This is a genomic window from Actinoallomurus oryzae (genome assembly GCF_039541955.1).
Taxonomy (GTDB): domain Bacteria; phylum Actinomycetota; class Actinomycetes; order Streptosporangiales; family Streptosporangiaceae; genus Actinoallomurus; species Actinoallomurus oryzae.
Genome location: NZ_BAABHF010000015.1, coordinates 231,417 through 253,052 on the forward strand (window position 1 = coordinate 231,417; position 21,636 = coordinate 253,052).

General features: G+C 73.5%; 19 protein-coding genes. 7 read left to right on the forward strand and 12 right to left on the reverse strand.

Annotation, left to right across the window (positions count from 1 at the left end; all coding sequences use genetic code 11):
* Positions 1-46 precede the first annotated feature (46 nt).
* The 5 genes from paaA to paaE all read left to right on the forward strand — a co-directional run bounded on the left by paaA (position 47) and on the right by paaE (position 3,947).
* The gene (gene paaA / locus ABEA10_RS10055; protein ID WP_345460621.1) at positions 47-1,006 is read left to right on the forward strand and encodes a 1,2-phenylacetyl-CoA epoxidase subunit PaaA; all 960 of its coding nucleotides are present in this window, start codon (positions 47-49) and stop codon (positions 1,004-1,006) included.
* Positions 1,003-1,296 carry a 1,2-phenylacetyl-CoA epoxidase subunit PaaB gene (gene paaB / locus ABEA10_RS10060; protein ID WP_285622867.1) on the forward strand — a complete coding sequence of 98 codons (294 nt, stop codon included), beginning with the start codon at positions 1,003-1,005 and terminating at the stop codon, positions 1,294-1,296. The genes paaA and paaB overlap by 4 nt, the downstream gene beginning before the upstream one ends.
* 10 nt (positions 1,297-1,306) lie before the next feature.
* Positions 1,307-2,224: a 1,2-phenylacetyl-CoA epoxidase subunit PaaC gene (gene paaC / locus ABEA10_RS10065; protein WP_345460628.1), complete on the forward strand. Its 918-nt coding sequence runs from the start codon at positions 1,307-1,309 to the stop codon at positions 2,222-2,224.
* The gene (paaD, locus tag ABEA10_RS10070; RefSeq protein ID WP_345460631.1) at positions 2,221-2,718 is read left to right on the forward strand and encodes a 1,2-phenylacetyl-CoA epoxidase subunit PaaD; all 498 of its coding nucleotides are present in this window, start codon (positions 2,221-2,223) and stop codon (positions 2,716-2,718) included. The genes paaC and paaD overlap by 4 nt, the downstream gene beginning before the upstream one ends.
* Before the next feature lie 137 nt (positions 2,719-2,855).
* The gene (gene paaE, locus ABEA10_RS10075; protein ID WP_345460634.1) at positions 2,856-3,947 is read left to right on the forward strand and encodes a 1,2-phenylacetyl-CoA epoxidase subunit PaaE; all 1,092 of its coding nucleotides are present in this window, start codon (positions 2,856-2,858) and stop codon (positions 3,945-3,947) included.
* On the opposite strand, the gene ABEA10_RS10080 is transcribed toward paaE, so the two are convergent.
* The 11 genes from ABEA10_RS10080 to ABEA10_RS10130 all read right to left on the reverse strand — a co-directional run bounded on the left by ABEA10_RS10080 (position 3,935) and on the right by ABEA10_RS10130 (position 17,762).
* Complete coding sequence (locus ABEA10_RS10080; RefSeq protein ID WP_345460637.1) at positions 3,935-4,606, reverse strand: TetR/AcrR family transcriptional regulator; 672 nt, start codon at positions 4,604-4,606, stop codon at positions 3,935-3,937. The genes paaE and ABEA10_RS10080 overlap by 13 nt on opposite strands.
* A 38-nt stretch (positions 4,607-4,644) precedes the next feature.
* The gene (locus ABEA10_RS10085) at positions 4,645-5,286 is read right to left on the reverse strand and encodes a D-sedoheptulose-7-phosphate isomerase (RefSeq protein ID WP_345460640.1); all 642 of its coding nucleotides are present in this window, start codon (positions 5,284-5,286) and stop codon (positions 4,645-4,647) included.
* Positions 5,283-6,074, reverse strand: coding sequence for a cupin domain-containing protein (locus ABEA10_RS10090; RefSeq protein ID WP_345460643.1), 792 nt, complete (start codon positions 6,072-6,074; stop codon positions 5,283-5,285). Before ABEA10_RS10090 ends, ABEA10_RS10085 begins: the two co-directional genes overlap by 4 nt.
* Positions 6,071-7,474 carry a trehalose-6-phosphate synthase gene (locus ABEA10_RS10095; protein WP_345460646.1) on the reverse strand — a complete coding sequence of 468 codons (1,404 nt, stop codon included), beginning with the start codon at positions 7,472-7,474 and terminating at the stop codon, positions 6,071-6,073. The genes ABEA10_RS10090 and ABEA10_RS10095 overlap by 4 nt, the downstream gene beginning before the upstream one ends.
* A gap of 28 nt (positions 7,475-7,502) precedes the next feature.
* Positions 7,503-8,450: a transketolase family protein gene (locus tag ABEA10_RS10100; RefSeq protein ID WP_345460649.1), complete on the reverse strand. Its 948-nt coding sequence runs from the start codon at positions 8,448-8,450 to the stop codon at positions 7,503-7,505.
* Positions 8,443-9,300 carry a transketolase gene (locus tag ABEA10_RS10105; RefSeq protein WP_345460652.1) on the reverse strand — a complete coding sequence of 286 codons (858 nt, stop codon included), beginning with the start codon at positions 9,298-9,300 and terminating at the stop codon, positions 8,443-8,445. The genes ABEA10_RS10100 and ABEA10_RS10105 overlap by 8 nt, the downstream gene beginning before the upstream one ends.
* On the reverse strand, positions 9,290-13,048 hold the full coding sequence (locus tag ABEA10_RS10110) for a type I polyketide synthase (protein WP_345460655.1): 3,759 nt from the start codon (positions 13,046-13,048) through the stop codon (positions 9,290-9,292). The genes ABEA10_RS10105 and ABEA10_RS10110 overlap by 11 nt, the downstream gene beginning before the upstream one ends.
* Positions 13,048-14,109, reverse strand: coding sequence for a ketoacyl-ACP synthase III family protein (locus tag ABEA10_RS10115; RefSeq protein ID WP_345460658.1), 1,062 nt, complete (start codon positions 14,107-14,109; stop codon positions 13,048-13,050). The genes ABEA10_RS10110 and ABEA10_RS10115 overlap by 1 nt, the downstream gene beginning before the upstream one ends.
* Before the next feature lie 87 nt (positions 14,110-14,196).
* The gene (locus ABEA10_RS10120) at positions 14,197-15,246 is read right to left on the reverse strand and encodes a ketoacyl-ACP synthase III family protein (protein WP_345460661.1); all 1,050 of its coding nucleotides are present in this window, start codon (positions 15,244-15,246) and stop codon (positions 14,197-14,199) included.
* Positions 15,247-15,324: 78 nt separating this feature from the next.
* A complete protein-coding gene (locus ABEA10_RS10125) occupies positions 15,325-16,197 on the reverse strand; it encodes a phytanoyl-CoA dioxygenase family protein (protein WP_345460664.1) in 873 nt (290 codons plus the stop codon).
* A 35-nt stretch (positions 16,198-16,232) separates the two neighbouring features.
* Positions 16,233-17,762, reverse strand: a complete 1,530-nt coding sequence (locus tag ABEA10_RS10130; protein ID WP_345460667.1) for an FAD-dependent monooxygenase — start codon at positions 17,760-17,762, stop codon at positions 16,233-16,235.
* A 244-nt stretch (positions 17,763-18,006) separates the two neighbouring features.
* Between ABEA10_RS10130 and ABEA10_RS10135 the strand changes: the two genes are divergently transcribed.
* Together ABEA10_RS10135 and ABEA10_RS10140 are read left to right on the forward strand one after the other, a co-directional pair.
* Positions 18,007-19,224, forward strand: coding sequence for a cytochrome P450 (locus ABEA10_RS10135; RefSeq protein WP_345460670.1), 1,218 nt, complete (start codon positions 18,007-18,009; stop codon positions 19,222-19,224).
* Positions 19,225-19,232: 8 nt separating this feature from the next.
* Positions 19,233-20,186, forward strand: a complete 954-nt coding sequence (locus ABEA10_RS10140; protein WP_345460673.1) for an aldo/keto reductase — start codon at positions 19,233-19,235, stop codon at positions 20,184-20,186.
* 3 nt (positions 20,187-20,189) lie between these two features.
* Here ABEA10_RS10140 and ABEA10_RS10145 read toward each other — a convergent pair whose 3' ends face one another.
* Entirely contained in the window at positions 20,190-21,395 is a 1,206-nt protein-coding gene (locus ABEA10_RS10145) for a cytochrome P450 (protein WP_345460676.1), read from the reverse strand.
* Between the last annotated feature and the right edge of the window lie 241 nt (positions 21,396-21,636).

Consider the following 21,636-nt stretch of genomic DNA (forward strand, 5'->3'; position numbering starts at 1 on the left):
GACCTTATTACTGACCGAGCGATAAGTAATTGCCTCGGGAGGGCAGATGACGACGACTTCCGCGGAGCGCGATCCGGAGGAGCGGCTGCAGGCCGCGTTCGACGCGACCATCGCGCGCCACGACCGCATCGAGCCCCGCGACTGGATGCCGGAGGCCTACCGCAGGACGCTCGTGCGCCAGATCGCCCAGCACGCCCACTCGGAGATCATCGGCATGCAGCCCGAGGGCAACTGGATCGGCCGCGCCCCGTCGCTGCGCCGCAAGGCGATCCTGCTGGCCAAGGTGCAGGACGAGGCCGGGCACGGCCTCTACCTCTACTCGGCGTGCGAGACCCTCGGCGTCTCCCGCGCCGAGCTGACCGAGCTGCTGCTCGCCGGCCGGCAGAAGTACTCATCGATCTTCAACTACCCGACGCTGTCCTACGCCGACGTCGGCACGATCGGCTGGCTCGTCGACGGAGCGGCGATCTGCAACCAGGTGCCGCTCTGCCGCACCTCCTACGGACCGTACGGCCGCGCCATGATCCGCATCTGCAAGGAGGAGTCCTTCCACCAGCGGCAGGGGTATGAGCTGCTCATGACGATGATGCGCGGCACCGACGCGCAGCGCGCCATGGTCCAGGAGTCGGTCGACCGGTTCTGGTGGCCGAGCCTGATGATGTTCGGCCCGCCGGACGCGCAGTCGCCCAACAGCGCGCGGTCGATGGCCTGGGGCGTCAAGCGCAACTCCAACGACGAGTTGCGGCAGAAGTTCGTCGACATGACGGTTCCGCAGGCGGAGGCGCTCGGGGTGACCCTGCCCGACCCCGCCCTGCGCTGGAACGAGGAGCGGGGTCACTACGACTTCGGCGAGCCGGACTGGGAGGAGCTGGCCGCGGTCATCGCCGGGAACGGGCCGTGCAACGCCCAGCGGCTGGCCCACCGGCGGGCGGCGCACGAGGACGGCGCCTGGGTGCGCGAGGCCGCGTCGGCGTTCGCCGAGCGGTCCGAGGCGGGTGCCCGGTGAGCGGCGACCGGCGGGAGTGGCCGCTCTATGAGGTGTTCGTCCGCGGCAAGCGCGGGCTGAACCACGTGCACGTCGGATCGCTGCACGCCCCGGACGACGCGATGGCCCTGCGGCACGCGCGCGACGTCTACACCCGGCGCAACGAGGGCGTGAGCATCTGGGTCGTACGGGCCGACGCCATCACCGCGTCCAGCCCGGACGAGAAGGACCCCCTCTTCGCGCCGAACGGCGACAAGGTCTACCGCCACCCGACCTTCTACGAGATCCCCGGCGACGTGCCGCATATGTGAGAGCGAACTCATGACCGACGAACAGGGCAGCATCTTCGACGGCCTGATCGGGGGTGACTCCTCCCAGTGGGCCTTCGGGACCGACTTTGAGGATCCGCTGGCCGGGGTGGACACGACGGTGCCGGACGGCGTCGACCGCGCCGACCTCGCCGCCTACTGCCTCATGCTCGGCGACGACGCCCTGATCATGTCGCAGCGCCTGTCGGAGTGGTGCAGCCGCGCGCCCGACCTCGAAGAGGACATCGCGCTGGCGAACATGGCCCTCGACCTCCTCGGCCAGGCGCGCCTGCTGCTGGCGCGGGCGGCCGCCGCGGACCCGGGTGTCGTGCCCGTCCTTCCCGAGGGCTCGCCGGTGCCCGCGGAGGACGCGCTCGCCTTCTTCCGCGAGGCCGGGCAGTTCCGCAACGTGCGGCTCGCCGAAGTGGCGAACGGCGACTTCGCGCACGTGGTCGTCCGCCTGCTGCTGTTCTCGGTGGCCCGGCTCGCGCTGCTCGAACGGCTGCGCGCGAGCGATGACAAGGTGCTGGCCGCGGTGGCGGCCAAGGGCGTCAAAGAGGTCACCTACCACCGTGACTGGGCGGGGCGATGGTTCCTCACGCTCGCGCAGGGCACCGACGAGTCGCACCGCAGGCTCGTCGCGGCCCTCGACGCCCTGTGGCCCCTCCAGGACGAGCTGGTCTCCACGCACCCCCTCGAACGCTCCCTCGCCGATGCGGGCGTCGGCGTTGACCCGGCGTCCACCCGCGACGAGGTGGACGCCGTCCTCGACCAGGTGCTCGCCGTGAGCGGCGTCGACCGCCCGGACCGCGCGCCGCTCGCCGGAGTCGGCGGCCGGACCGGCCGTCACGGCACGCACACCGAGGCTCTCAGCCGGCTGCTCGCCGAGATGCAGGTGGTCGCCCGCGCACACCCGAGCGGGCGCTGGTGAGCGTCCGCGAACGCGCCGCCGAGGTCGCCGGGCAGGTGCGCGACCCCGAGATGCCGATGCTCACCCTCGCCGACCTCGGCGTGCTCCGTGGCGTGGAGGTGGAACCGGACGCCGTCGTCGTCTCGATCACGCCGACGTACACCGGCTGCCCGGCCATGGCGACCATGCGCGACGACCTCGTCCATCGGCTGAACGACGCCGGGTTCCCCCACGTCGAGGTGCGGGTGGTCCTCGACCCGCCCTGGACGAGCGACTGGATCTCCGAGCGCGGGCGCGCCGCGCTGCGGGAGGCCGGGCTGTCGCCGCCGGGACCCGCCGCCCGGCCGGCCGGGCCGGTGATGCTCACGCTCGGGCCGCCCCGGCCCGCCCCGCCCTGCCCGCGCTGCGGCTCGGCGGCCACCCGGCTGACGTCGGAGTTCGGCGCCACCGCCTGCAAGGCCCTCTACCGCTGCACCGACTGCCTCGAGCCGTTCGAGCACGTCAAGGAGATCTGACATGACCGAGCGAAGCGAGGGAATCGAAGGCGCGTCCCCGTGGTCACTCTCACCGACGAAGGAGGACTCGTGACCGAGCGGAGCGAGGGAACCGAAGACGCGCCCCTGTGGTCACGCCTTCCGACGAAGGAGGACTCATGACCACGCTCGCGCCCGTTCCGGCGCCGGCCCGGCACACGGCCTTCCATCCGCTGACCGTGGCGGCGGTGGACCACCTGTGCGAGGACGCCGTGGCGATCACCTTCGCCGTGCCCGGCGAGCTGCGCGAGGCGTACGCGTTCCGAGCGGGGCAGTCGCTCACCCTGCGCCGCGTCATCGACGGGCGGGAGCACCGCCGGTCGTACTCCATCTGCGCGCCCGCCGGCGCCGCGCCGCGGATCGGCGTCCGCGAGATCCCCGGCGGGCTCTTCTCCTCCTGGCTCGTGCGCGAGGTGGTGCCCGGAACCCGCATCGAGGTGCTGCCCCCGACCGGCTCGTGGCACGCCGACCCGGCCCTGGGCGAACGGCATCTGTGCGTCGCCGCCGGATCGGGCATCACCCCGATGCTGTCGGTCGCCTCGACGGTGCTCACCCATCCCGCGGCCCAGGTCTCGCTCCTCTACGGCAACCGGACGAGTCGTACCGTCATGTTCGCCGAGGAGCTCGGCGACCTGAAGAACCGCTACGGCCCGCGCCTCCAGATCGCCCACGTGCTCTCCCGCGAGCCGCGCGACGTCGAGCTCTTCTCCGGCCGGCTCGACGCCGACCGGCTCCGCCGTATTCTCACCGGCCTCATCCCGGTCGAGGTGTTCGACCACGTCTGGCTGTGCGGCCCGCTGGAGATGATCCAGGACGCGCGGCCGGTGCTCACCGGCCTCGGCGTCCCCGCGGACCGTGTGCACGTCGAGCTCTTCTACGTGGACGCGCCCCCACCGCGCCCGCGGCGGGAGGAGCACGGCATCCCCCCGGGCGCGACGACCGAGCTCACCACGGTGCTGGACGGCCTGCGCACCACCTCCACCGTCTCGCGCGAGACGACGATCCTCGACGGCGCCCAGGCCACGCGCGCCGACCTGCCGTTCGCCTGCAAGGGCGGCGTCTGCGGTACCTGCCGTGCCGTCGTCCGTGAGGGAGAGGTCGACATGCGCCGCAACTACGCCCTCGAGCCATCCGAGGTGGACGCCGGCTTCGTCCTCACCTGCCAGACGTTCCCGGTCGGGGAGAGCGTGACCGTCGACTACGACGCCTGAGGCCCGCCACCGCCGCTCCGGCGGGCCGGCCGGCGTTCGTAGCGGGCCAGGCCGTCGAAGGCGATGGCGATGATCGCGTCGGCGACCGTCGCGGGATCGTACGCCCCGTCCGGGCGGTACCACTCGACCAGCGAGTTCACCATGCCGAACAGCAGCCGGCCGACCAGCATCGGCGGCACGTCGTCGCGCAGGGCGCCCTCGGCGACCGCGTCCGCGACGAGCGCGGCGAGGCGGTCGTCGAGCCAGCGGCGCCGTTCGAGGGCGGCCAGCTCGACCTCGCTGTTGCCCCGCACGCGCAGCAGGAGCGTGACGGAGGGCTGGTGCGCCACGAGGACCTCGACGCTGCGCCGCACCATCGCGCGCAGGCGTTCGTAGGCGGTCGTCCCCGCCCGCTCGTGGGAGGCCTCGGTCACGGCCGCGGTGAGCTCGTCGAGAGCGTCGTCGAGCGCCTGGCCGAGCAGCTGCTCCTTGCTCGTGACGTGGTGGTAGATCGCCGGTTTCGTCAGGCCCAGCTCCTTGGCCAGGTCTCCCACGCTCGTCGCGTCGTACCCCTTGCGGTTGAACAGCTCGACCGCGGCGCGCAGGATCGCCGGCTGGTCATACCCCGGACGGCCCCGGCGGCGGCGCGGCGTCGGTGCGGCGGGCCCGGTTGTCGTCACGTACGCAGCATAGGTCCGTCCGGTGCCGCCGGATCCGGTCAGGCCAGGTGACGCTCGGCGACGCGCTGCTTCAGGATGCCGACGAGCATGTGGTTGACCGACAGCATGAGGTCCTCGAAGTGGAAGTTGTTGTCGTTCTTGCCGACCTGGCCGGGGAACTGGGAGGTTCCGGGCACCACCAGGCAGACCTCGGCCAGCTCCCTGCACCGGCCGCCGTCTCCCTTGGTCATCGCGAACGTCCTCGCGCCCGCGTCGACCGCGACCCGCAGCGCCTTGGTCACGTTCGCCGAGTTGCCGCTGCCGGAGTAGGCCATCACCAGGTCCCCGGGGCCGACGACGGGCGCCAGGGACGCCGCGAACATGTCCTCGGCGCCGATGTCGTTGACGAGCCCGGTCAGCTCGGCGGCCGACGAGCACAGGTTGACGAACGACAGGCGTTTCACGTCCGGCGGAAGCGGCCGGGTCTTGTCCTCGGTCACGAACGGGTGGTGCTTGAAGTCGCAGTAGAAGTGGTCGAGGGTGCCGGCGTTGCCGCCGTTGGCCATGGCGTAGACGGTGCCGCCCTCGTCGTAGGTCGCGAACAGCATTTCGGCGGCCCGCTCCAGGACCTCCACCGGGAAGTCATCCACGATGCGGCGCTTCTCGGCGAGGTAGAGCCCGATGGTCTCGGCGAGGGTCACGACCGGCCTCCCGCGTGCTCGGACTCGATCCGGCCGTGCCCGCGCCCCGCGTCGTCCTGCCACCGGATGACGTCGTCCAGTTCGGGGGTGGAGACCTCGATGGAGGTGTAGTCGGTCCGCGCGATCACCCGATGGAGGTCGTTCGGCGGGTTGGTCCAGCCCGAGCGAGGGCGGTGGACGGTGGTCGTCAGCCGTTCCATGTCGATCACCGCGTCGAGGTCGTCCGGCGCGGTCGCTCCGCTCAGCACCGTGGCCTCGCCCTCGATGACGTAGTTCGTCTCCAGCTTCTGCCGGTGGGACTGCAGCGACGACTGGTGTCCCTCGGTCATCCGGATGCGTTTCAGGGCGTACGGGACGTCGGGCAGGTTGCGGGTGTACCAGACCTCGCCGCCCCAGGGCTTGTCCACCGTGTAGTCCGACACGTCCGGGCAGCGGCAGGTCGCCGCCCGGAGGCCGGCGCCGGTCACCGTCTCTCCCAGGACGGAGCCGGCCTCGATGACGATCGCCGGTTCGGCGCCGTCGTTGACGATCCGGTGGGCGCATCCCGGCAGGGCGTGCCAGCCGTCCAGGTGACCGAACGTCCTCGGCGGTCCGTCGCCGTGCGGAGTCTCCAGCCGCACCCGGCCCGCGATGACCACGAAGCTGCGGTGGTCGCGGGGATGGGTGACGAACGGGGTCGCCCGTCCGGCCTCGATCGTGTGCTCCGCGAACATATAGGCGCCGGCGGCGGCCGGATCGGCGAGCCGGCTCGTGCACCCGTAATCGGTGGTGACCTCGGTCGTTCTCATCGTTGCACTCCCATCATCCGGTCCAGCCAGCGGTTCGCGTCCTGCTCGCGCAGCAGCCGTCGTGCGGCCGCCCGCTCCTCCGGGACCACGCCGGAGGCCATCGCCTCGCGCATGACCGAGGCGGTGCCCTCGACGTCGAACGGGTCCACCGGCGTCACGTGGCCGGCCAGCTGCTCGTACGCGCCCGCGTTGACCGAGAGCAGCAGCCGGGCGTGCTCGCCGAGGTAGAGGGCCTCCTTGGCGACCAGGTTCATCCCGTCGAACGTCGGATTCACCAGCACCAGGTCGGCTCCGGACAGGGCGGCCACCACGCAGTTGCGCGTGGTGGGCAGGTCCGGATAGATCAGCGAGACGGCCGGCCGGCCGGGGGCGCCGAACCGTTCGTTGATGTCGGCCACCAGGTCCTCGCACTCGCGCTGGAGCGCCCGGGTGCGCTCGGTCGGGCGGCCCGGCGGCGTGGCCACCGCGCAGAACCACCACTCGCCGGCCAGCCCGGGCTCGCGCTCCAGCAGGCTCCGGTACGCGGCGAAGCCCCGCGGCAGGTTCTTCCACAGGTCGATGCGGTCGGCGCGGGCGATCACCCGCCGCCCGCGGGCGTCGCGGTCCAGTCGCTCCCGCCACCGCGCGGTGGCCGGCTCGTCGCGCAGCCGCTCCACCATCGCGACGTCCAGCGGGAACGGGGCGACGATGACCCGGGTCCGGCGCCCGTCGTACGTCACGCCCCGGTCGTCGACCGCGCAGCCGGGCAGGAAGCGCGCGCAGCAGCCCAGGAACGCGCGCGCCCACCGGGTGCAGTGGAAGCCGATCACGTCGGCGCACAGCAGGCCGGTGAGGATCCGATCGCGGATGTGCGCGGGGAGGACGCCGAAGTAGTCGGGTTCGCACCAGGGCAGCCCCTGGAAGAACGCGACCCGGCCACGGCCTTCCGCCCGCGGCCCGAGCATCTCCGGCACCAGGAACAGGTGATGGTCGTTGACCAGCACGAACTCCTCCGGCGACCCCGTCATGAGGGTCGTGAGCCGGTCGGCGTACGCCCGGTTGACCGTCTCGTAGGCCGACCACGCCTCCGCGAGACGGCCCTCGGGCTGCCGTGCGGTGTCGAGCAGATAGTGGAACAGCCACAGCAGCAGCCGTACGCCGATCGTCTCGTAGTGCCGGTCGGCCGTCGCCCGGGGCAGGCGCAGCCGGTGCAGGGTCACGCCGCCGGGCAGCGCGGTCACCTCGGCGGAGCCGTCGCCGGACGCGGCGGCGTCGTCCAGCGGCATCGTGCACACCCAGTCGCCCCCGTGCCGGCCGAGCAGCGTGGCCAGCAGCGGCACCAGCCCGCCCGGCGAGCGGGGGAGCAGACCGGCACCCTCCTCCCACCGCGGTGCGCTGTTGCTGCAAACGATCAGTTTCAAACCGGTCGCCATCCTCGGGTCGGCATGCTCACTCCGCGGTTTCCCGTACGAAGGCGGCGATCCCCGCCGCGTCCAGCCCGTACCGGCGGTAGAGGTCCTCGGGCGGGCCCGCCTGTCCGTAGTCGGGCACGGCCAGCACGTCGAAGCGGGGCCGGTCCGGCAGGCTCAGCACGATGCGGCCCAGCTCGTCGGCGAGGCCGCCGACGACGTAGTGGTCCTCGACGACGACCGCCCGGCGATGCGTCCCGGCCAGCCGCGCGACCGCCGTGCGGTCCACCGGCAGCGACGACACGTTGACCACGGTGGGAGTGATCCCGTCCGCGGCGAGCCGGCCGGCCGCCTCCACCGCGACCGGCACCGTGCCGCCCATCGCGAAGACGACCACGCCGGCGCCCTCGCGGACCACGTGCGGCATCCCGAACCGGAACCGGTATCCCTCCGCGTGCACCTCCGGCTGCGGCTGCCGGCACAGCCGCAGGTAGGCCGGGCGCCGGTCGGTGGCCAGGTGCGCCATCATCTGCCAGACCTCGGCCCCGTCGGCGGGCTGGAACACGCCGACGTTCGGCAGGGTGCGCATCAGCGCCACGTCCCGCAGCCCCATCTGGGTCGGCCCGTCCCGCCCGATCGCCAGCCCGGCGTGCGTGCCGACCAGCACCACGCCCGCGTCGTTGAGCCCGACCGTCTGGAAGATCTCCAGGAACTTCCCGGTGAGAAAGTGGCCGAAGCTCGCGACGAACGGCCGGAACCCCTCCTGCGCCAGCCCGGCGGCGACGCCGATGGCGTTGGCCTCCGCGATGCCGCACTCGAAGAACCGGTCCGGGAACTCCTCCTTGAACGGCAGCGTCCGCGTCGCCTTGCCCAGATCGCAGTTCACCACGACCACGTGGTCGTACTCCCGGGCGATCTCGACCAGCGCCGCGCCGAACCAGTCCCGCGTCGAGGTCGCCTTCGCGGCGAGGCCCTGGCGTTCAGTCATGGGGCGTGTCCAGAAGGGTCTCCAGGTAGTCGACCGCGGCCGCGTACTCCGCCGCCGACGGGAGGTCGCTGTGGCTGCCGTCCAGCAGGACCCGTCCGGGGCCGAGCCGGCCCTTGCGCGTGTGGGCGATGATCGCCGACGGCCGGCCGGGTTCGCGCCGCCGCAGGGCGTCGCGCAGCTCCCCGTGGTCGTGGCCGTCCACCTGGGCGACGTGCCAGCCGAACGCGCGCAGTTTGTCCGGCAGCGGGCACAGCGGCAGGATGTCGCCGACCGCCCCGTCGCTCTGGCTGTCGTTGTGGTCGATGATCGCCACCAGGCCGGAGACCCGGTTCGCACCGGCGTACAGGAACGCCTCCCACACCTGTCCCTCCTGGCACTCGCCGTCGCCGAGCAGGCAGTACACCGTGGAGTCGCGGCCGTGGAGCCGGCGGGCCACGGCCCGGCCGACGGCCACCGACAGGCCCTGGCCGAGCGCGCCGGTGCTGACGTCCACCAGCCCGAGCCGCGTGCGGTCCGGGTGCCCCTGCAACCGGCTGTCCAGCGCCCGCAGCGTGCCGATCTCCTCGGCGGGCAGGTCGCCGCCGACGATGAGGGCGGCGTACCAGGCCGGAGCGGCGTGGCCCTTCGACAGCACGAACACGTCGCCGGCCGACCGGTCCGCGCTCCAGTCCATCTCGCCGAACCTCAGCACGCTGATGATGTCGGTGCACGACAGCGACGAGCCGGCGTGCCCGGAACCCGCGCGGTGGATCATCTCCAGCAGCACGAGCCGGCATCGCGTCGCGAGCCCCGCGATCCGGGCCGGGTCGGCGCGCTCGGCCCGGCCGGCGACCACCCCCTCACCCCGCATCGGCGCTCCCGTTGCCGTTCACGGCGGGCACCGGGCCGGCCAGCAGCCTCGCGATGTAGTCGGAGACGGCGACGATGGTCGGCTGCCGCCACAGCAGCGTCGTCGGCAGCGAGCACCGGAACCGTTTCTCCAGCCTGCGCCGGACCACGACGGTGAGCACCGAGTCCAGCCCCTGTTCGACCAGCGGGCGGTTCGGCGACAGGTCGGCGGGTGCCAGCCGCATCTCCCGGGCGACCTGCGCGCCGACCTCCTCGATCAGGAACGCGCGCAGCTCCTCCGGCGGCAGGTCGGCGAACGATTCGGCGGGCCGCTCGCCCTCGGCGGCGCCGTTCTCCCCGGCGGCCGGCGCGTCGATCACCGGGTACCGCAGCCCGGACAGCCACGCGACGACGGCGCCGCCGTGGTCGGTGACCCGGACCTGCACCGTGTCGGCGCGCTCGGGGTCGAGCCACACCTCGATGTCCACCGCGCCCGGCGGCTCTCCCACGGTGACGAGCCGATCGACGTGCGTCACCATGCGCAGCAGCGGGTCGCCGGGGAACGCGCTCGGCGCCACCGACATCGCCGCGTCCAGCACGGACGCCCAGGCGCCGCCGGCCGGCCCGCACCGGACGCGGGCCCGCAGCGCGCCGTGACCGAGCAGCAACTCCTCGACCGTCCAGTCGAACCCGGTGCCGGGCACGCCGACGGCGGCCAGCCGCCGCGTGACCGTGCCGGGCTCGGCCGGCGTGAGCGGCCGCGCCGGCGGCGCCGGCGCCTCTCCCGGAGTGGCGGGGACCGTCGCCGTGGCGATCATCTGCCAGGCGGCGCCGGCCTCGCCGGCGAGACGGGCGGCCAGCCGCAGCGCCGCCCCCTGCCGGACGACCTGGACCTCACGGCGGTCGGCGGTCAGCAGCGGCGCCGACATCGTCACCTCGCCGAGCACCTGCCCGCCGGAGGCGGCGAAGAACGTCGCCGCCAGCACCGCGGCCGGCACGATCTCCACCCCCTCGATCGCGTGGCTGCCGGGATAGGGCCGGGTCTGGTCGTCCAGGGCGGTCCGCCAGAGCCGGACGTCGGTGCCCGCGAGGTCGACGTCGTCACCGAGCAGCGTGTGCGCGTCCGGGTCGTGGCCACGGCCGCCGGCGTCCGGCGCCGACGGCGCACGCCAGTGCCGGCGGCGCTGCCAGGGGTAGGCGGGGAGCACGACCGGCCCGCCGGCCGGCTGCAACCGCCGCCAGTCGACGCCGAGGCCGGCGCAGTGCGCCGCCGCCACACCGGTGAGCAGGGCGGCCCGCGTGGGCCGGTTCCGGCGCAGCGAGGAGCCGACGAACACGTCCTCGTGCCCGTGCGCGCTCAGCGTCTCCAGCACCGAGTGCGTGACGACCGGGTGCGGGGAGATCTCGACGAACGCGCGGTACCCGTCGGCCGCCGCCGCCGCGACCGCGCCGGCCAGGCGCACCGGCCGGCGCAGGTTGGCCGCCCAGTAGGCGCCGTCGAACGCGGCGGCCTCCCGCGGATCCTCCAGCGCCGTCGAGTAGACGCGGACGCCGGGGGCGGCCGGGGCCAGGTCGGCCGCGGCGGCGGTCAGCTCGGCCAGCAGCGGGTCCATCTGCGGCCCGTGGAACGCCACGTCGGAGGCGACCCGGCGGGCCGGGATGCCCTCGTCGAGCCAGCCGAGCAGCACCTCGGCCACCGCGTCCGGGTCGCCGGAGACGACCGTCGAGCCGGGCGAGGACTCGATCGCGGCGACCACGTCGGTACGGTCCGCCAGCAGCCGTGCCGCCTCGGCGAACGGCAGCTGCACCATGGCCATCGAGCCGTGCCCGGCGACCCGCCGCAGCAGCCGGGACCGCCGGCAGATCAGCCGGGCGCCGTCCAGGCGGCTCAGCGCCCCGGCCGTCACGGCGGCGGCGATCTCGCCGACCGAATGGCCGATCACCGCGTGCGGACGCACCCCGTACTCGCGCCACAGCTCGACCAGCCCGAGCTGCATCGCGAAGATCATGGTCTGGATCCGGTCCACGTCGGTCAGCGCGCCCTCGCTGAGCGCCTCCCGCGGCGAGAAGCCGATCTCGGCGGCGAACACCGGCTCCAGCTCGTCGATCACGGCGGCGAACGCCGGCTCGGAGGCCAGCAGCTCCCGGCCCATCCCGGCCCACTGCGAGCCGTGCCCGGAGAACACGAACACCGGGCCGGGACCACGGTCGCCGAGCACCCGCCCGGTGGTCACCGCGTCGTTCGGCGTGCCGGCCGCCAGCGCGCGCAGCCCACCGGTCAGCGCGGCGGGATCCTCGGCCGCCACCACCGCCCGGTGCGACAGGTGCGCCCGGCGCAGCGCGAGCGTGTGCCCGACACTCGCCGCCGGCAGGTCCCCGACGACGCCGGCGAGGTGGCCGGCGGCCTGCCGCAACGCCGCCCGCGACGCGGCGGACACCGGGTACAGGCGGCCGGCGGTTCCTTCGGCGGGCGGCGCCTGCTCCGGCGCCTGTTCGAGGACGATGTGGGCGACGGTGCCGCCGTAGCCGAAGGCGGAGACCGCGGCACGGCGCGGGTGCTCCGAGCCGGGCCACGGCGTCGGCGCGTCGACCACCCGCAGCCCCGCGCCCGCCCAGTCGACGGCCGGAGTGGGCGTGTCGAGCCGGCTCGGCGGCAGCTCGCCGCGGTCGAGCGCCAGGACGGCCTTGACCAGGCCGGCGATGCCGGCGGCACCCTCGAGATGGCCGATGTTCGACTTGGCCGAACCGATCAGGCACGGCCGCTCCGCCGGCCGGCCAGCCCCGTACACGGCGCCCAGCGCGGCGGCCTCGAGAGGGTCGCCGACCGCGGTGCCGGTGCCGTGCGCCTCGACGTAGCCGACCGTGCCGGGCTCGACGCCCGCCTGCCGCAGCGCGCGGCGCATCACGTGCTCCTGCGCCTGGCCGCACGGCGCCATGATGCCCACGGTGCGGCCGTCCTGGTTGACCGCGCTGCCGAGGACGGTCGCGAGGACCCGGTCCCCGTCGCGCACGGCGTCGGTGAGCCGCTTGAGCACCACGACCGCGGCGCCCTCGCCCCGCCCGTACCCGTCGGCGGCGGCGTCGAAGGACTTGCTCCGCCCGTCCGGCGCCAGCGTGCCCGCGGCGTCCAGGGTCAGCGTCTCGCCGGGGGACAGGATGAGGTTGACCCCGCCGGCCAGCGCCACGTCGGTCTCCCCGGACCGCAGCGCCTGCACGGCCAGGTGGACCGCGACCAGCGACGCCGAGCACGCGGTGTCCACCGCCATGCTCGGGCCGCGCAGGTCCAGGGCGTACGACACGCGGTTGGCCACGGCGCAGGTGGCGGAGCCGATGCCGGTCCAGGCCTCGATGTCGGGCAGGTCCTCCAGCAGCCGGTGCCCGTAGTCGCCGGTGCACACGCCCACGTACACGCCCGCGTCCGTGCCGGCCAGCGCGTCCGGCGACACCCCGGCGTGCTCCAGCGCCTCCCAGGCGGTCTCCATCACGAGGCGCTGCTGCGGGTCCATCAGCTCGGCCTCGCGCGGCGAGAGCCCGAAGAACTCCGCGTCGAAGTCGGCCACCCCGTCCAGGAAGCTTCCGCGCGGCACGGTACGGCGGACCGCCGCCGCGTACGACGGGCCGCGGTCGGCGTAGTCCCGCCAGCGGTCGGCGGGCGCCGGTCCGCTGGCGTCCCGCCCCTCGCGCAGCAGTCTCCAGTACGTGTCCGCCGAGTCGGCGCCGCCGGGCAGGCGGCAGCCGATCCCGATCACCGCGATCGCCGGCCGGTCCATCACAGGTCACCTCCCCGGGTCCGCGCCCACACGGGCGCCTCGAGAATCTCCACGACGGCGGCCGAGATGGTCACGCCGGGTCCGTAGGCGAACATCAGCAGGTGGTCACCGGGTCCCAGTCCGCCACCGCGGACCAGGTGTTCCAGCGCGATGATCTGGTCGCTGGCCCCGCAGTGGCCGAGGGTCCGGCCGAACTCCCAGGTCGACCGGGATCCCGGGATGCCCAGCCGGTGCTCGCAGATCTGGTCGGCGATCTCCTGGGAGGTGTTCATGCACGCCACCCGGGTCACGTCGCCCGCCTTGATCCCGGCTTCGGACAGCGCCTGGTCGATCACCTCGGCCATCCGCTCGTCCAGGGTCACCAGCACCTCGGTCCCGTCGCCCTCGACGACCGCCCGCCGCCGGAACTCGTCGTTGTGCGCGGCGAAGTCGACCGTGCGGCCCTCGGTGACGCCGGGCGGGAAGAGCGGCTCGGCGCAGCGGTGCATCTCCTCGGCCTGCGAGACCGACACCGAGCACACCGACGCCAGCCGGGCGAACCCCGGCTCGGTGTCGAGCACGACGGCGCTGGCGGCGTCACCGGCGACCGCCCCGGGCAGCATCCGCCACCGGTCCACCAGCGGAGTGCCGTAGTTGTCGGCGGCGACCAGCAGCGCGGCCCGGCGCCCGAGTCCGGCCCGCAGGTAGCTCGCGGCCAGCTCCAGCGCGGTGAACATGCCGTTGCAGCCCTGCTTGAGCTGCGTGGACAGGACCCCGTCGCCGACCAGATGGCGTTGCACGTACGCCTGCGGCGGCCAGCCCTCCGGGCCCTGGTGCCAGGTCGAGGTGTACAGCAGCAGGTCCAGCTCGGTGGGGGAGCGCCCGCTGCGGGCCACCGCGCTCCGTGCCGCGCGCAACGCCATCTCCGGCGCCGGAACGTCACCGGCCACCGCGACCGAGGCGAGCCCGTGCAGCTCGACCTCCTCGGCCGGGTACCAGCCCGCCGCCACGGCGTGGTCCACGCCCACCGTCGCGGGCACGTACGACCCGACGCCGCTGATGTACATGTCCGCCGTCTCCATGCCGCCTCCCGGACCGTTCGAAGTCGATGCGCCCACGCCCGGTCCCGACCGGAGGCGCGTGTTCGCCGGTGCACCCGCTCCGCGCGCTCAGCCGGACCCGCCGGAGGCGTACTCCCGCGGGACGTCGAGGATCCGCAGTACGGCGCAGGCCATGGTGGTGCCGGCGCCGAGCCCGACGAGCAGCACGTGGTCGCCGGCGGCCAGCGCCCCGGACGCCAGCAGGTGGTCGAGGGCGACGAACTGGTCGCTGACCCCGAGGTGGCCGATCCGGGCGCCGTAGTCCCAGGTGGTGTCGGCCATGGTCAGCCCGAGCCAGTTGACCCCGCGGTGCTCCAGGTCGTCCCAGCGGCCGTGGGGGAAGGCCACGCGCGCGACCTCGTCGAGCGTGATCTCCGCCTCCAGGAGTGTGCGGTCGACCAGCTCCAGCAGCGTCTTCTGGATCGCCAGCATGACCTGGGCGCCGTCCCCGGCGATCAACCGCTTGCGGAACTCCCGGTTGCGCGCGGCGAAGTCCAGCGGGCGCCCCACGGTCGCGTCCGGCGGGAACATCGGCACGCCGCCGTCGTTGACCGCCTCGGCCTCCGGCAGCACGGTGACGTTGATCGACCGCAGCTCGGCGAACCCGGTGTCGGTGGTGACCAGCAGCGCGCATCCGGCGTCGCCCATCACGGCGCCCTCGATCATCCGCCACCGGTCGACCAGCGGGGTGCCGTGGTTGTCGGCGCCGACGAGCAGCGCGGTGCCGCCGGGCCGCAGGTACCCGGCGGTGAGCTGCAGCGCGCTGAACAGCCCGCAGCATCCCTGCCGCAGCTCGACGGCCAGGACGTCGCCGCCGACCAGGTGCTGCTGCAGGTAGTACTGCGGCTCCCAGCCCTCCGGCCCCTGGTGCCAGACGTCGGAGTACAGCATGAGGTCCAGCTCGCGCGGGGACAGGCCGCCGGAACGCTCGAACGCCTGCCGGGCGGCGCGCAGCGCCAGCTCCGGAGCCGGCACGTCACCGGCCACGGCCGCGCCGCCCAGCCGGAAGTACTCCACCTCGTCGGCCGGGTAGCGGCCCTCGGCGACGGCCGTCTCGATGCCGATCACCGGTGGCAGATGGACGCCGATACTGCGCAGGTACATGTCGGGTGTGCGCATCTGTCTGTCCCTCCTCCGGCGCGGAAACGTCGCGGCGCGGGGCACGATGGGGCCGAAGGCCCGGGTCTCACCGGGCTCTCATCGGGTGCCGGAGACCGCGGCCGGGTCCGCGGACCCGTCGCGGAGCAGCAGCATCGGATCGTTCAGCTCGTACAGCCCGCACATCGGCGGGCAGGCCTCGTAGCCGAGGAGCCGCTGGATGTCCTCGGGGAGGCCGCGGACCACCTCCAGCGGTATGGACAGGTACTGGTTCTCCTCCTGCCGGAGGTTGCCGAGGTCGTAGGCGTACGACAGGCCGGTGCGAGGGCCGTCGGAGGCGTTGACGCCGGCGCCGTGGTACGTGCTGCCGAGCCACAGCAGGGCGGAGCCGGCCCGCATCTCGGCGGGGACCGCCTCGTCGTCGCGGGGCGCCCGCTCGTCGTCCCACCGGTGGCTGCCGGGGATCACACGGGTGGCGCCGTTGCGCGCGGTGAACTCGCTCGCGGCGACCATGACCTGCACCCGGCTCTCCGGGCCCGGGTGGGTACGGAGGTGGGCCGTGTCGTCCCGGTGCAGCCCCTGGAGGGCCACCCCGGGCCAGGTCTGGATCACCCGCGATATGCCCAGCTGGATCGTCGGGACGAGCTCGACACGCTGCTCGCCCAGCCAGGCCTTCACCGGCCGCTGCAGGAAGTGCCGCGCCGTGCCGAGGAAGTGCGGCTGCCGCATGATCGTGACCGACCGCGCACTCCGGCGTACCAGCCCCGGCAGGATGCGGGTCTTCTCGCCGACCAGGCGTCCGTCGCCGTCCGCCTGGCGTTCGAGGTCCGGACCCAGGTCCTCCCACAGGCCGCGGAGCGTGCCGGCGTCGGCGAAGTCCTCGATGATCACTGCCCCGTCGCGGTCGACCACGTCGATCGCCTCGTCCACCGAGCTTGTCGCGGGCAGCGTCGTCAGCATGGAGTCGCTCACTCCGGCCTCCAGGAGCGTGTGGGTTTCGTGGTCTCTCAGGCGGTACCGGCCGGCGGGCCGAACCAGCGGGTGAGGGCGCCGGTGAGCGACGCCGGGTCGGCGGGCGTGCTCCAGGCGACGAAGCCGTCCGGCCGGATCAGCAGGGCGTCCGCGGGGGCGTCGTCGCAATCTGCGGTGATCACGTCGACCCGGTCGGACCAGGGCTCGGCGAGCGCCCGCAGCCCGGGGTCGGCGGCGAGGTCGAGCAGCAGGGCCCGCCCGGTGCGTTGCAGTTCCGCGACCCGTACGGTGCCGTCGGAGCGCCGTAGCCGCAGGTCCGGGCTGTAGCGCCCGACCAGTGGGCCGGCCGGCGACGGGTCGCCCATGTCGTAGCTGATGTGCAGGTCGTCGACCAGGGCGGTGAGCTGCCGGTTCGCCTCGTCGCGGAGCAGCAGCTCCTTGAGCAGCCGGCGCAGCGCGTCGACGTGCGGTCCGGGCCGCATCAACGCGATGGAGGCGCGCTGGATCTCCAGCGTCTGCACGCCGATCGGGTGCCGCTCGGAGGTGTACGTGTCGAGCAGATCCTCGCCGCACCAGCCGCGCGCGACCGCGGCGAGCTTCCAGCCGACGTTGACGGCGTCGCCCAGGCCGAGCCGCAGCCCCGGACCGCTCCAATGCGAGTGCACGTGCGCCGCGTCGCCGACGAGCAGCACCCGCCCGCTGCGGTACGTCTCGGCCTGCCGCGCGTTGTCGGTGAACCGGGTGATCTTCTTGACCTCGGTGACCGTCACCTTGGTGCCGCTGAGGCGGCGCAGCGACTCCTGGAACTCCTCGGCCGTGATGGGCGCGTCCCGATTCTCCGGTGGCCCGTCGAATTCCAGGGTGATGAACCGGGGCGGCCCCTCCTCGTACACCAGGAGCCCGCGGTCCTTGCGGAACCACCCGGGCAGGTGAAAGTCGGGGTCGTCGATCTCGGCGAAGGCGCGGTAGCCGGTGGTGATGCCATCCGTTCCCGGAAAGGCGATACCGGACAGCTTACGGACCATGCTCCGGCCGCCGTCGCAGCCGGCGAGCCATTCCGCCTCCAGCCGGTACGGCCCGTCCGGGCCGTCGACGTCGAGACGGACCCGGTCGTCGTCCTGCGTGAACCCGGTGACGGTGTGACCGCGCCGGACCTCGACGCCGAGCTCCTCCGCGTGCCGCGCCAGGTCCTCCTCCAGCAGTTGCTGGGGCACCAGCAGGTCGGGGGACTCCGGGCGGAGCAGGAACATGCTCGCGAAGTGCCGCGCGCCGGGGAACGCCTTGGGGTGCAGGCTGTCGGGCCTCCGCTCACCTGCGGCGATGCGGGCCCGCTGCTCGGCCGTCGGGGGCGTGATGGGAGTCTCGGCGACCCCCACCATGAGACCGCGGCGATCCATGATGTCGACGGCCCGCCCGGTGATGCCCTCGGCCTTCGGACGCCATTCGATCTCGGGCAGCCGTTCGAGCACCACCACCGGAACGTCGTGGAGTGCCACCTCGCACGCGAGCATGAGGCCCACCGGCCCACCACCGACAACGGCGACCTGCGCATCCCGAAAAGCCATTAACACCTCTGCTGGGAATGAACAATGAGACTGCTGGAAGAGTCGTCGGCTTGCCAATCACAGACCGGCAGCATTTGCGCACCCTGCGCGTTGACCGGGTGTCCGTTCGGTCAGCGCCGATGCTAATCGGATGGTGCAGAAATGACTAGTGGTGTCATTTTTCTCATGCGTCATGCATAATCTTCGGCGCTGATGATCATCGCCGTGCCGGGTGCCGCCCGGCGCCCGGGCGGGGAGGTTGCGGATGAGCGACGGTCGAATGGCCCAGCCGTTGGAGACCGACCGGCCCACCCCCTTCGACCCACCCGTCGAGCTGCGGAGGCGAGCTCCGCTCAGCCGGCTCGCCTACCCCGACGGGCACGTCGGCTGGGTGGCCACCGGCTACGCCGTCACCCGGGCCATCCTGGCCGATCCGCGTTTCAGCACCCGGCGTGAGCTGCTGCACCAGCCGGTCGGCAACGAGCGCGCGCACGAGCGGCCGACACCCGCGGAGCCGGGCATCTTCCCGCACATGGACCCGCCGGAGCACACCCGGTACCGCCGCCTGCTGAGCAGCCACTTCGGGCCCCGCCGCGTCGCCGGGCTGACGCCCGCGATCCGGCGGTACACCGCGGAGGCGCTCGACCGGATGGCGGCCGGCGGGTCGCCCGCCGACCTCGTGACCTCCTTCGCCGTGCCGGTGCCGGCGCTGGTGATCTGCGAGCTGCTGGGCGTACCCGCGGAGGACCGGCACGCGATCCAGGCCGCGACCGCGGTGATGAACGACCTGGAATCGACGCCGGAGCGGGCGGTCGAGGCCGTGATGTCGATCACAGGGACGGTGCGCGGACTCCTCGCGCGCCTGCGCGCCGGTCCCGCTGCGCCGCAGGACGGGCTGCTGGCGCACGCCGTGGCGGCCGGCGACCTGAGCGACGAGGAGCTCACCAACCTCGGGATGGTGCTGCTCGCCACCGGGCACCTGCCCACGTCGAGCATGCTCGCGCTCGGGACGTTCGTGCTGCTGACCGACCCGGGCGAGCGCGCCCGCCTGGCCGCGGGCCCCGAACTCGCCGAGCGGGCGGTCGAGGAGCTGCTGCGGTACCTGTCGATCCTCCAGTTCGACGTACGGCGCACCGCGCTGGCCGACGTCGAGATCGACGGCCAGGTCATCGCGGAGGGCGAGACGGTGGTGCTGGCGCTGCCGGTGGCGAACCGGGATCCCGCACGCTTCCCCGCCCCGGACACGCTGAACCTGGAGCGTTCCGCGGTCGGGCACCTGGCGTTCGGGCATGGTGTCCATCAGTGTCTCGGGCAGCACCTCGCACGTGCCGAGCTCCGCATCGCGCTGACCGCGCTCCTGGAGCGCTTTCCGGACCTGCGCCTGGCCGTTCCGGCGGCCGAGGTGCCGACCCGCGAACGCATGGCGGTGTACGGAGTGGACCGGCTGCCGGTCGCCTGGGGCGCCGTTCCGGCCGAGGGATAGGGAGGATCATGCGTTACAGGACCTTGGGCGACTCGGGCCTTCGGGTGTCGGTGGTCGGGCTGGGCTGCAACAACATCGGCGGGCGTATCGGTGCGGCCCGTACGAGGGAGGTGGTGGACGCGGCGATCGACGAGGGGGTCACGCTCTTCGACACCGCCGAGTCGTACGGCGCGCCGCCGGGAGCCTCCGAGGAACTGCTCGGCGAGGCGCTGGCCGGGCGGCGTGACAAGGTGGTGCTGGCCACCAAGTTCGGCAGCCGCGGCAACCGCCCCGACGACGGGAGGGGCGAGGCGCGCGGAGCGCTCGGCGGCCGGTCGTACATCCGGCGGGCGGTGGAGGGGTCGCTGCGCCGGCTGCGTACCGACCACATCGACCTGTACCAGTACCACTTTCCCGACGGCGTCACCCCGATCGAGGAGACCCTCGACGCGCTGACCGAGCTGGTGCGCGAGGGCAAGGTGGGTTATATCGGCAGTTCGAACTTTGCCGGCTGGCAGATCGCCGAGGCCGCGCACGTGGCCCGCGAGCGAGGGTGCGCGTCGTTCGTGTCGGCGCAGAACCACTGGTCGCTGCTGGACCGGAGCGCCGAGCGGGAGGTGGTGCCGGCGGCCCTGCACTACGGGGTCGGCGTGCTGCCGTACTTCCCGCTGGCCCACGGGCTGCTGACGGGAAAGGTGCGGCGCGGGCAGGAACCCCCGGCCGGAAGCCGGCTGGCGGAGCGCTCCCACCTCATCACGCCGGAGAGGCTGGACCGCGTCGAGGCGCTGACGTCCTGTGCAGGGGAGCACGGCCGGTCGGTGCTGGACGTGGCCATCGGCGCGCTGGCCGCGCTGCCCGGCTGCGGTTCGGTGATCGCCGGCGCGACCCGTCCGGAGCAGGTGCGGGCCAACGTGGCCGCCGGCGACTGGGAACCGACGGCCGAGGAGCTGGCCGAGATCACCGCGCTGGTGCCGCTCGCGTGACGTTCACCAGGTGAGGGGCAGCGCGTGCAGCCCGAACAGCCCGGCGTCGTAGGCGAAGGGCAGCGTGTCGAGCCCGGCCGCCAGGCGCAGCGTCGGTATCCGGGTCAGCAGCGTGCCGTAGGCGATCTCCAGCTCGGCGCGGGCCAGGTTGTGGCCGATGCACTGGTGGACCCCGTGGCCGAAGGCCAGGTGGTGGTGCGCGGACCGGCGGATGTCGAACTCGTCGGGGTTCTCGAACGCCCGCTCGTCGCGGTTGGCGGACGCGGCCAGCACCGTCAGGCGGTCACCGGCGCGGACCCGCACACCGCCGATGTCGAGGTCGTCCGCTGCCGCCCGGTCGAAGCTGACCCAGTCCTGCACCGAGTGGAACCGCAGCAGTTCGTCGGCCGCCCCCGGCAGCAGGCCCGGATCGGCGCGCAGCGCGGCGAGCTGCGCCGGATGCTCCAGGAGCGTCACCACCCCCAGAGAGATCATGTTCGCCGGCGACTCGTAGCCCGCGAGCAGCAGCAGGAAGCCCATGTTGATCAGGGCGTCGGCGGTCAGCTCGCCGGTGGGCAGGTGCCGGGCGGCCAGCCGTCCGATGACGCCGTCGCACGGCTCTCGCTCGGCGCGGCGGATGAGGTCGCGGAGATGGCCGCGCAGCTCCCGGGACCCCTGGGGCGCCCGAGTGTCGAGGCTCATCACGGTCAGCATGCGGAGCCGGGACTCGAAGAACTCGCGGTCGCCGTCCGGGACGCCGAGCAACTCGCAGACGACGCGCGCCGCGACCGGGCGCGCGAACGACTCGACGAGGTCGGCGGGCGATCCGGTCTCCAGCATCGTGTCGATCGCCGTATCGACGATGCGCTGGATGCGCGGCCGCATGGCGGCCACGGGGCGGGCCCCCAGCTCCGAGATCAGCAATCGCCGGTACCGGCTGTGCTCGGGCGGGTCCAGGTCGATGAAGAAGCCCTCGTCGGGCCGATCGTCGTCGGGCCCCCGCGGGCGTTCGGGCCGCCCGGTGTTCGAGCTGATCCGCGGGTCGCTGAGGATCTGCCGCGCCTCGGCGTGACGCGTGACCGCCCAGACCGGCGCGCCGTTGGGAAGCGCGGCCCGGACGAGCGGCCCCTCGGCGCGCATCCGGCGATATTCGGCCGGCGGAGCGAACGGGCAGGTCCGCTCCATCGGGAAGGCCGGTGCGGTGACCATGTCGTGCTCGGCTGTGCTCATCGCGGTTCTCCCTCGGCGCGCGCTCCAGGATGCCGCCGTGGCGTGGGCGTGTCCAGAGGTCTCTGGGGCCGCCGGGGCGATGGCCGGGGGTGCTCTCATGCCGTCAGAGCCGGGTGCCGGTATCCTGGAGTCACTGCGGGGCCGGACGACCCCCGCGCGGCGGTGGGGCCTGCCGTACCCGAACCGCGGCACTTGTGTCGCCAACGGTCCCTGCTTGTGACGGCGTACGCCCGCGCACCCA

Coding starts and splice junctions, on each gene's coding strand:
- paaA (WP_345460621.1), top strand. CDS start 47: ATGACGACGACTTCCGCGGAGCGCGATCCGGAGGAGCGGCTGCAGGCC.
- paaC (WP_345460628.1), top strand. CDS start 1,307: ATGACCGACGAACAGGGCAGCATCTTCGACGGCCTGATCGGGGGTGAC.
- paaE (WP_345460634.1), top strand. CDS start 2,856: ATGACCACGCTCGCGCCCGTTCCGGCGCCGGCCCGGCACACGGCCTTC.
- ABEA10_RS10090 (WP_345460643.1), bottom strand. CDS start 6,074: ATGAGAACGACCGAGGTCACCACCGATTACGGGTGCACGAGCCGGCTC.
- ABEA10_RS10100 (WP_345460649.1), bottom strand. CDS start 8,450: ATGACTGAACGCCAGGGCCTCGCCGCGAAGGCGACCTCGACGCGGGAC.
- ABEA10_RS10105 (WP_345460652.1), bottom strand. CDS start 9,300: ATGCGGGGTGAGGGGGTGGTCGCCGGCCGGGCCGAGCGCGCCGACCCG.
- ABEA10_RS10110 (WP_345460655.1), bottom strand. CDS start 13,048: ATGGACCGGCCGGCGATCGCGGTGATCGGGATCGGCTGCCGCCTGCCC.
- ABEA10_RS10115 (WP_345460658.1), bottom strand. CDS start 14,109: ATGGAGACGGCGGACATGTACATCAGCGGCGTCGGGTCGTACGTGCCC.
- ABEA10_RS10120 (WP_345460661.1), bottom strand. CDS start 15,246: ATGCGCACACCCGACATGTACCTGCGCAGTATCGGCGTCCATCTGCCA.
- ABEA10_RS10130 (WP_345460667.1), bottom strand. CDS start 17,762: ATGGCTTTTCGGGATGCGCAGGTCGCCGTTGTCGGTGGTGGGCCGGTG.
- ABEA10_RS10135 (WP_345460670.1), top strand. CDS start 18,007: ATGAGCGACGGTCGAATGGCCCAGCCGTTGGAGACCGACCGGCCCACC.
- ABEA10_RS10140 (WP_345460673.1), top strand. CDS start 19,233: ATGCGTTACAGGACCTTGGGCGACTCGGGCCTTCGGGTGTCGGTGGTC.
- ABEA10_RS10145 (WP_345460676.1), bottom strand. CDS start 21,395: ATGAGCACAGCCGAGCACGACATGGTCACCGCACCGGCCTTCCCGATG.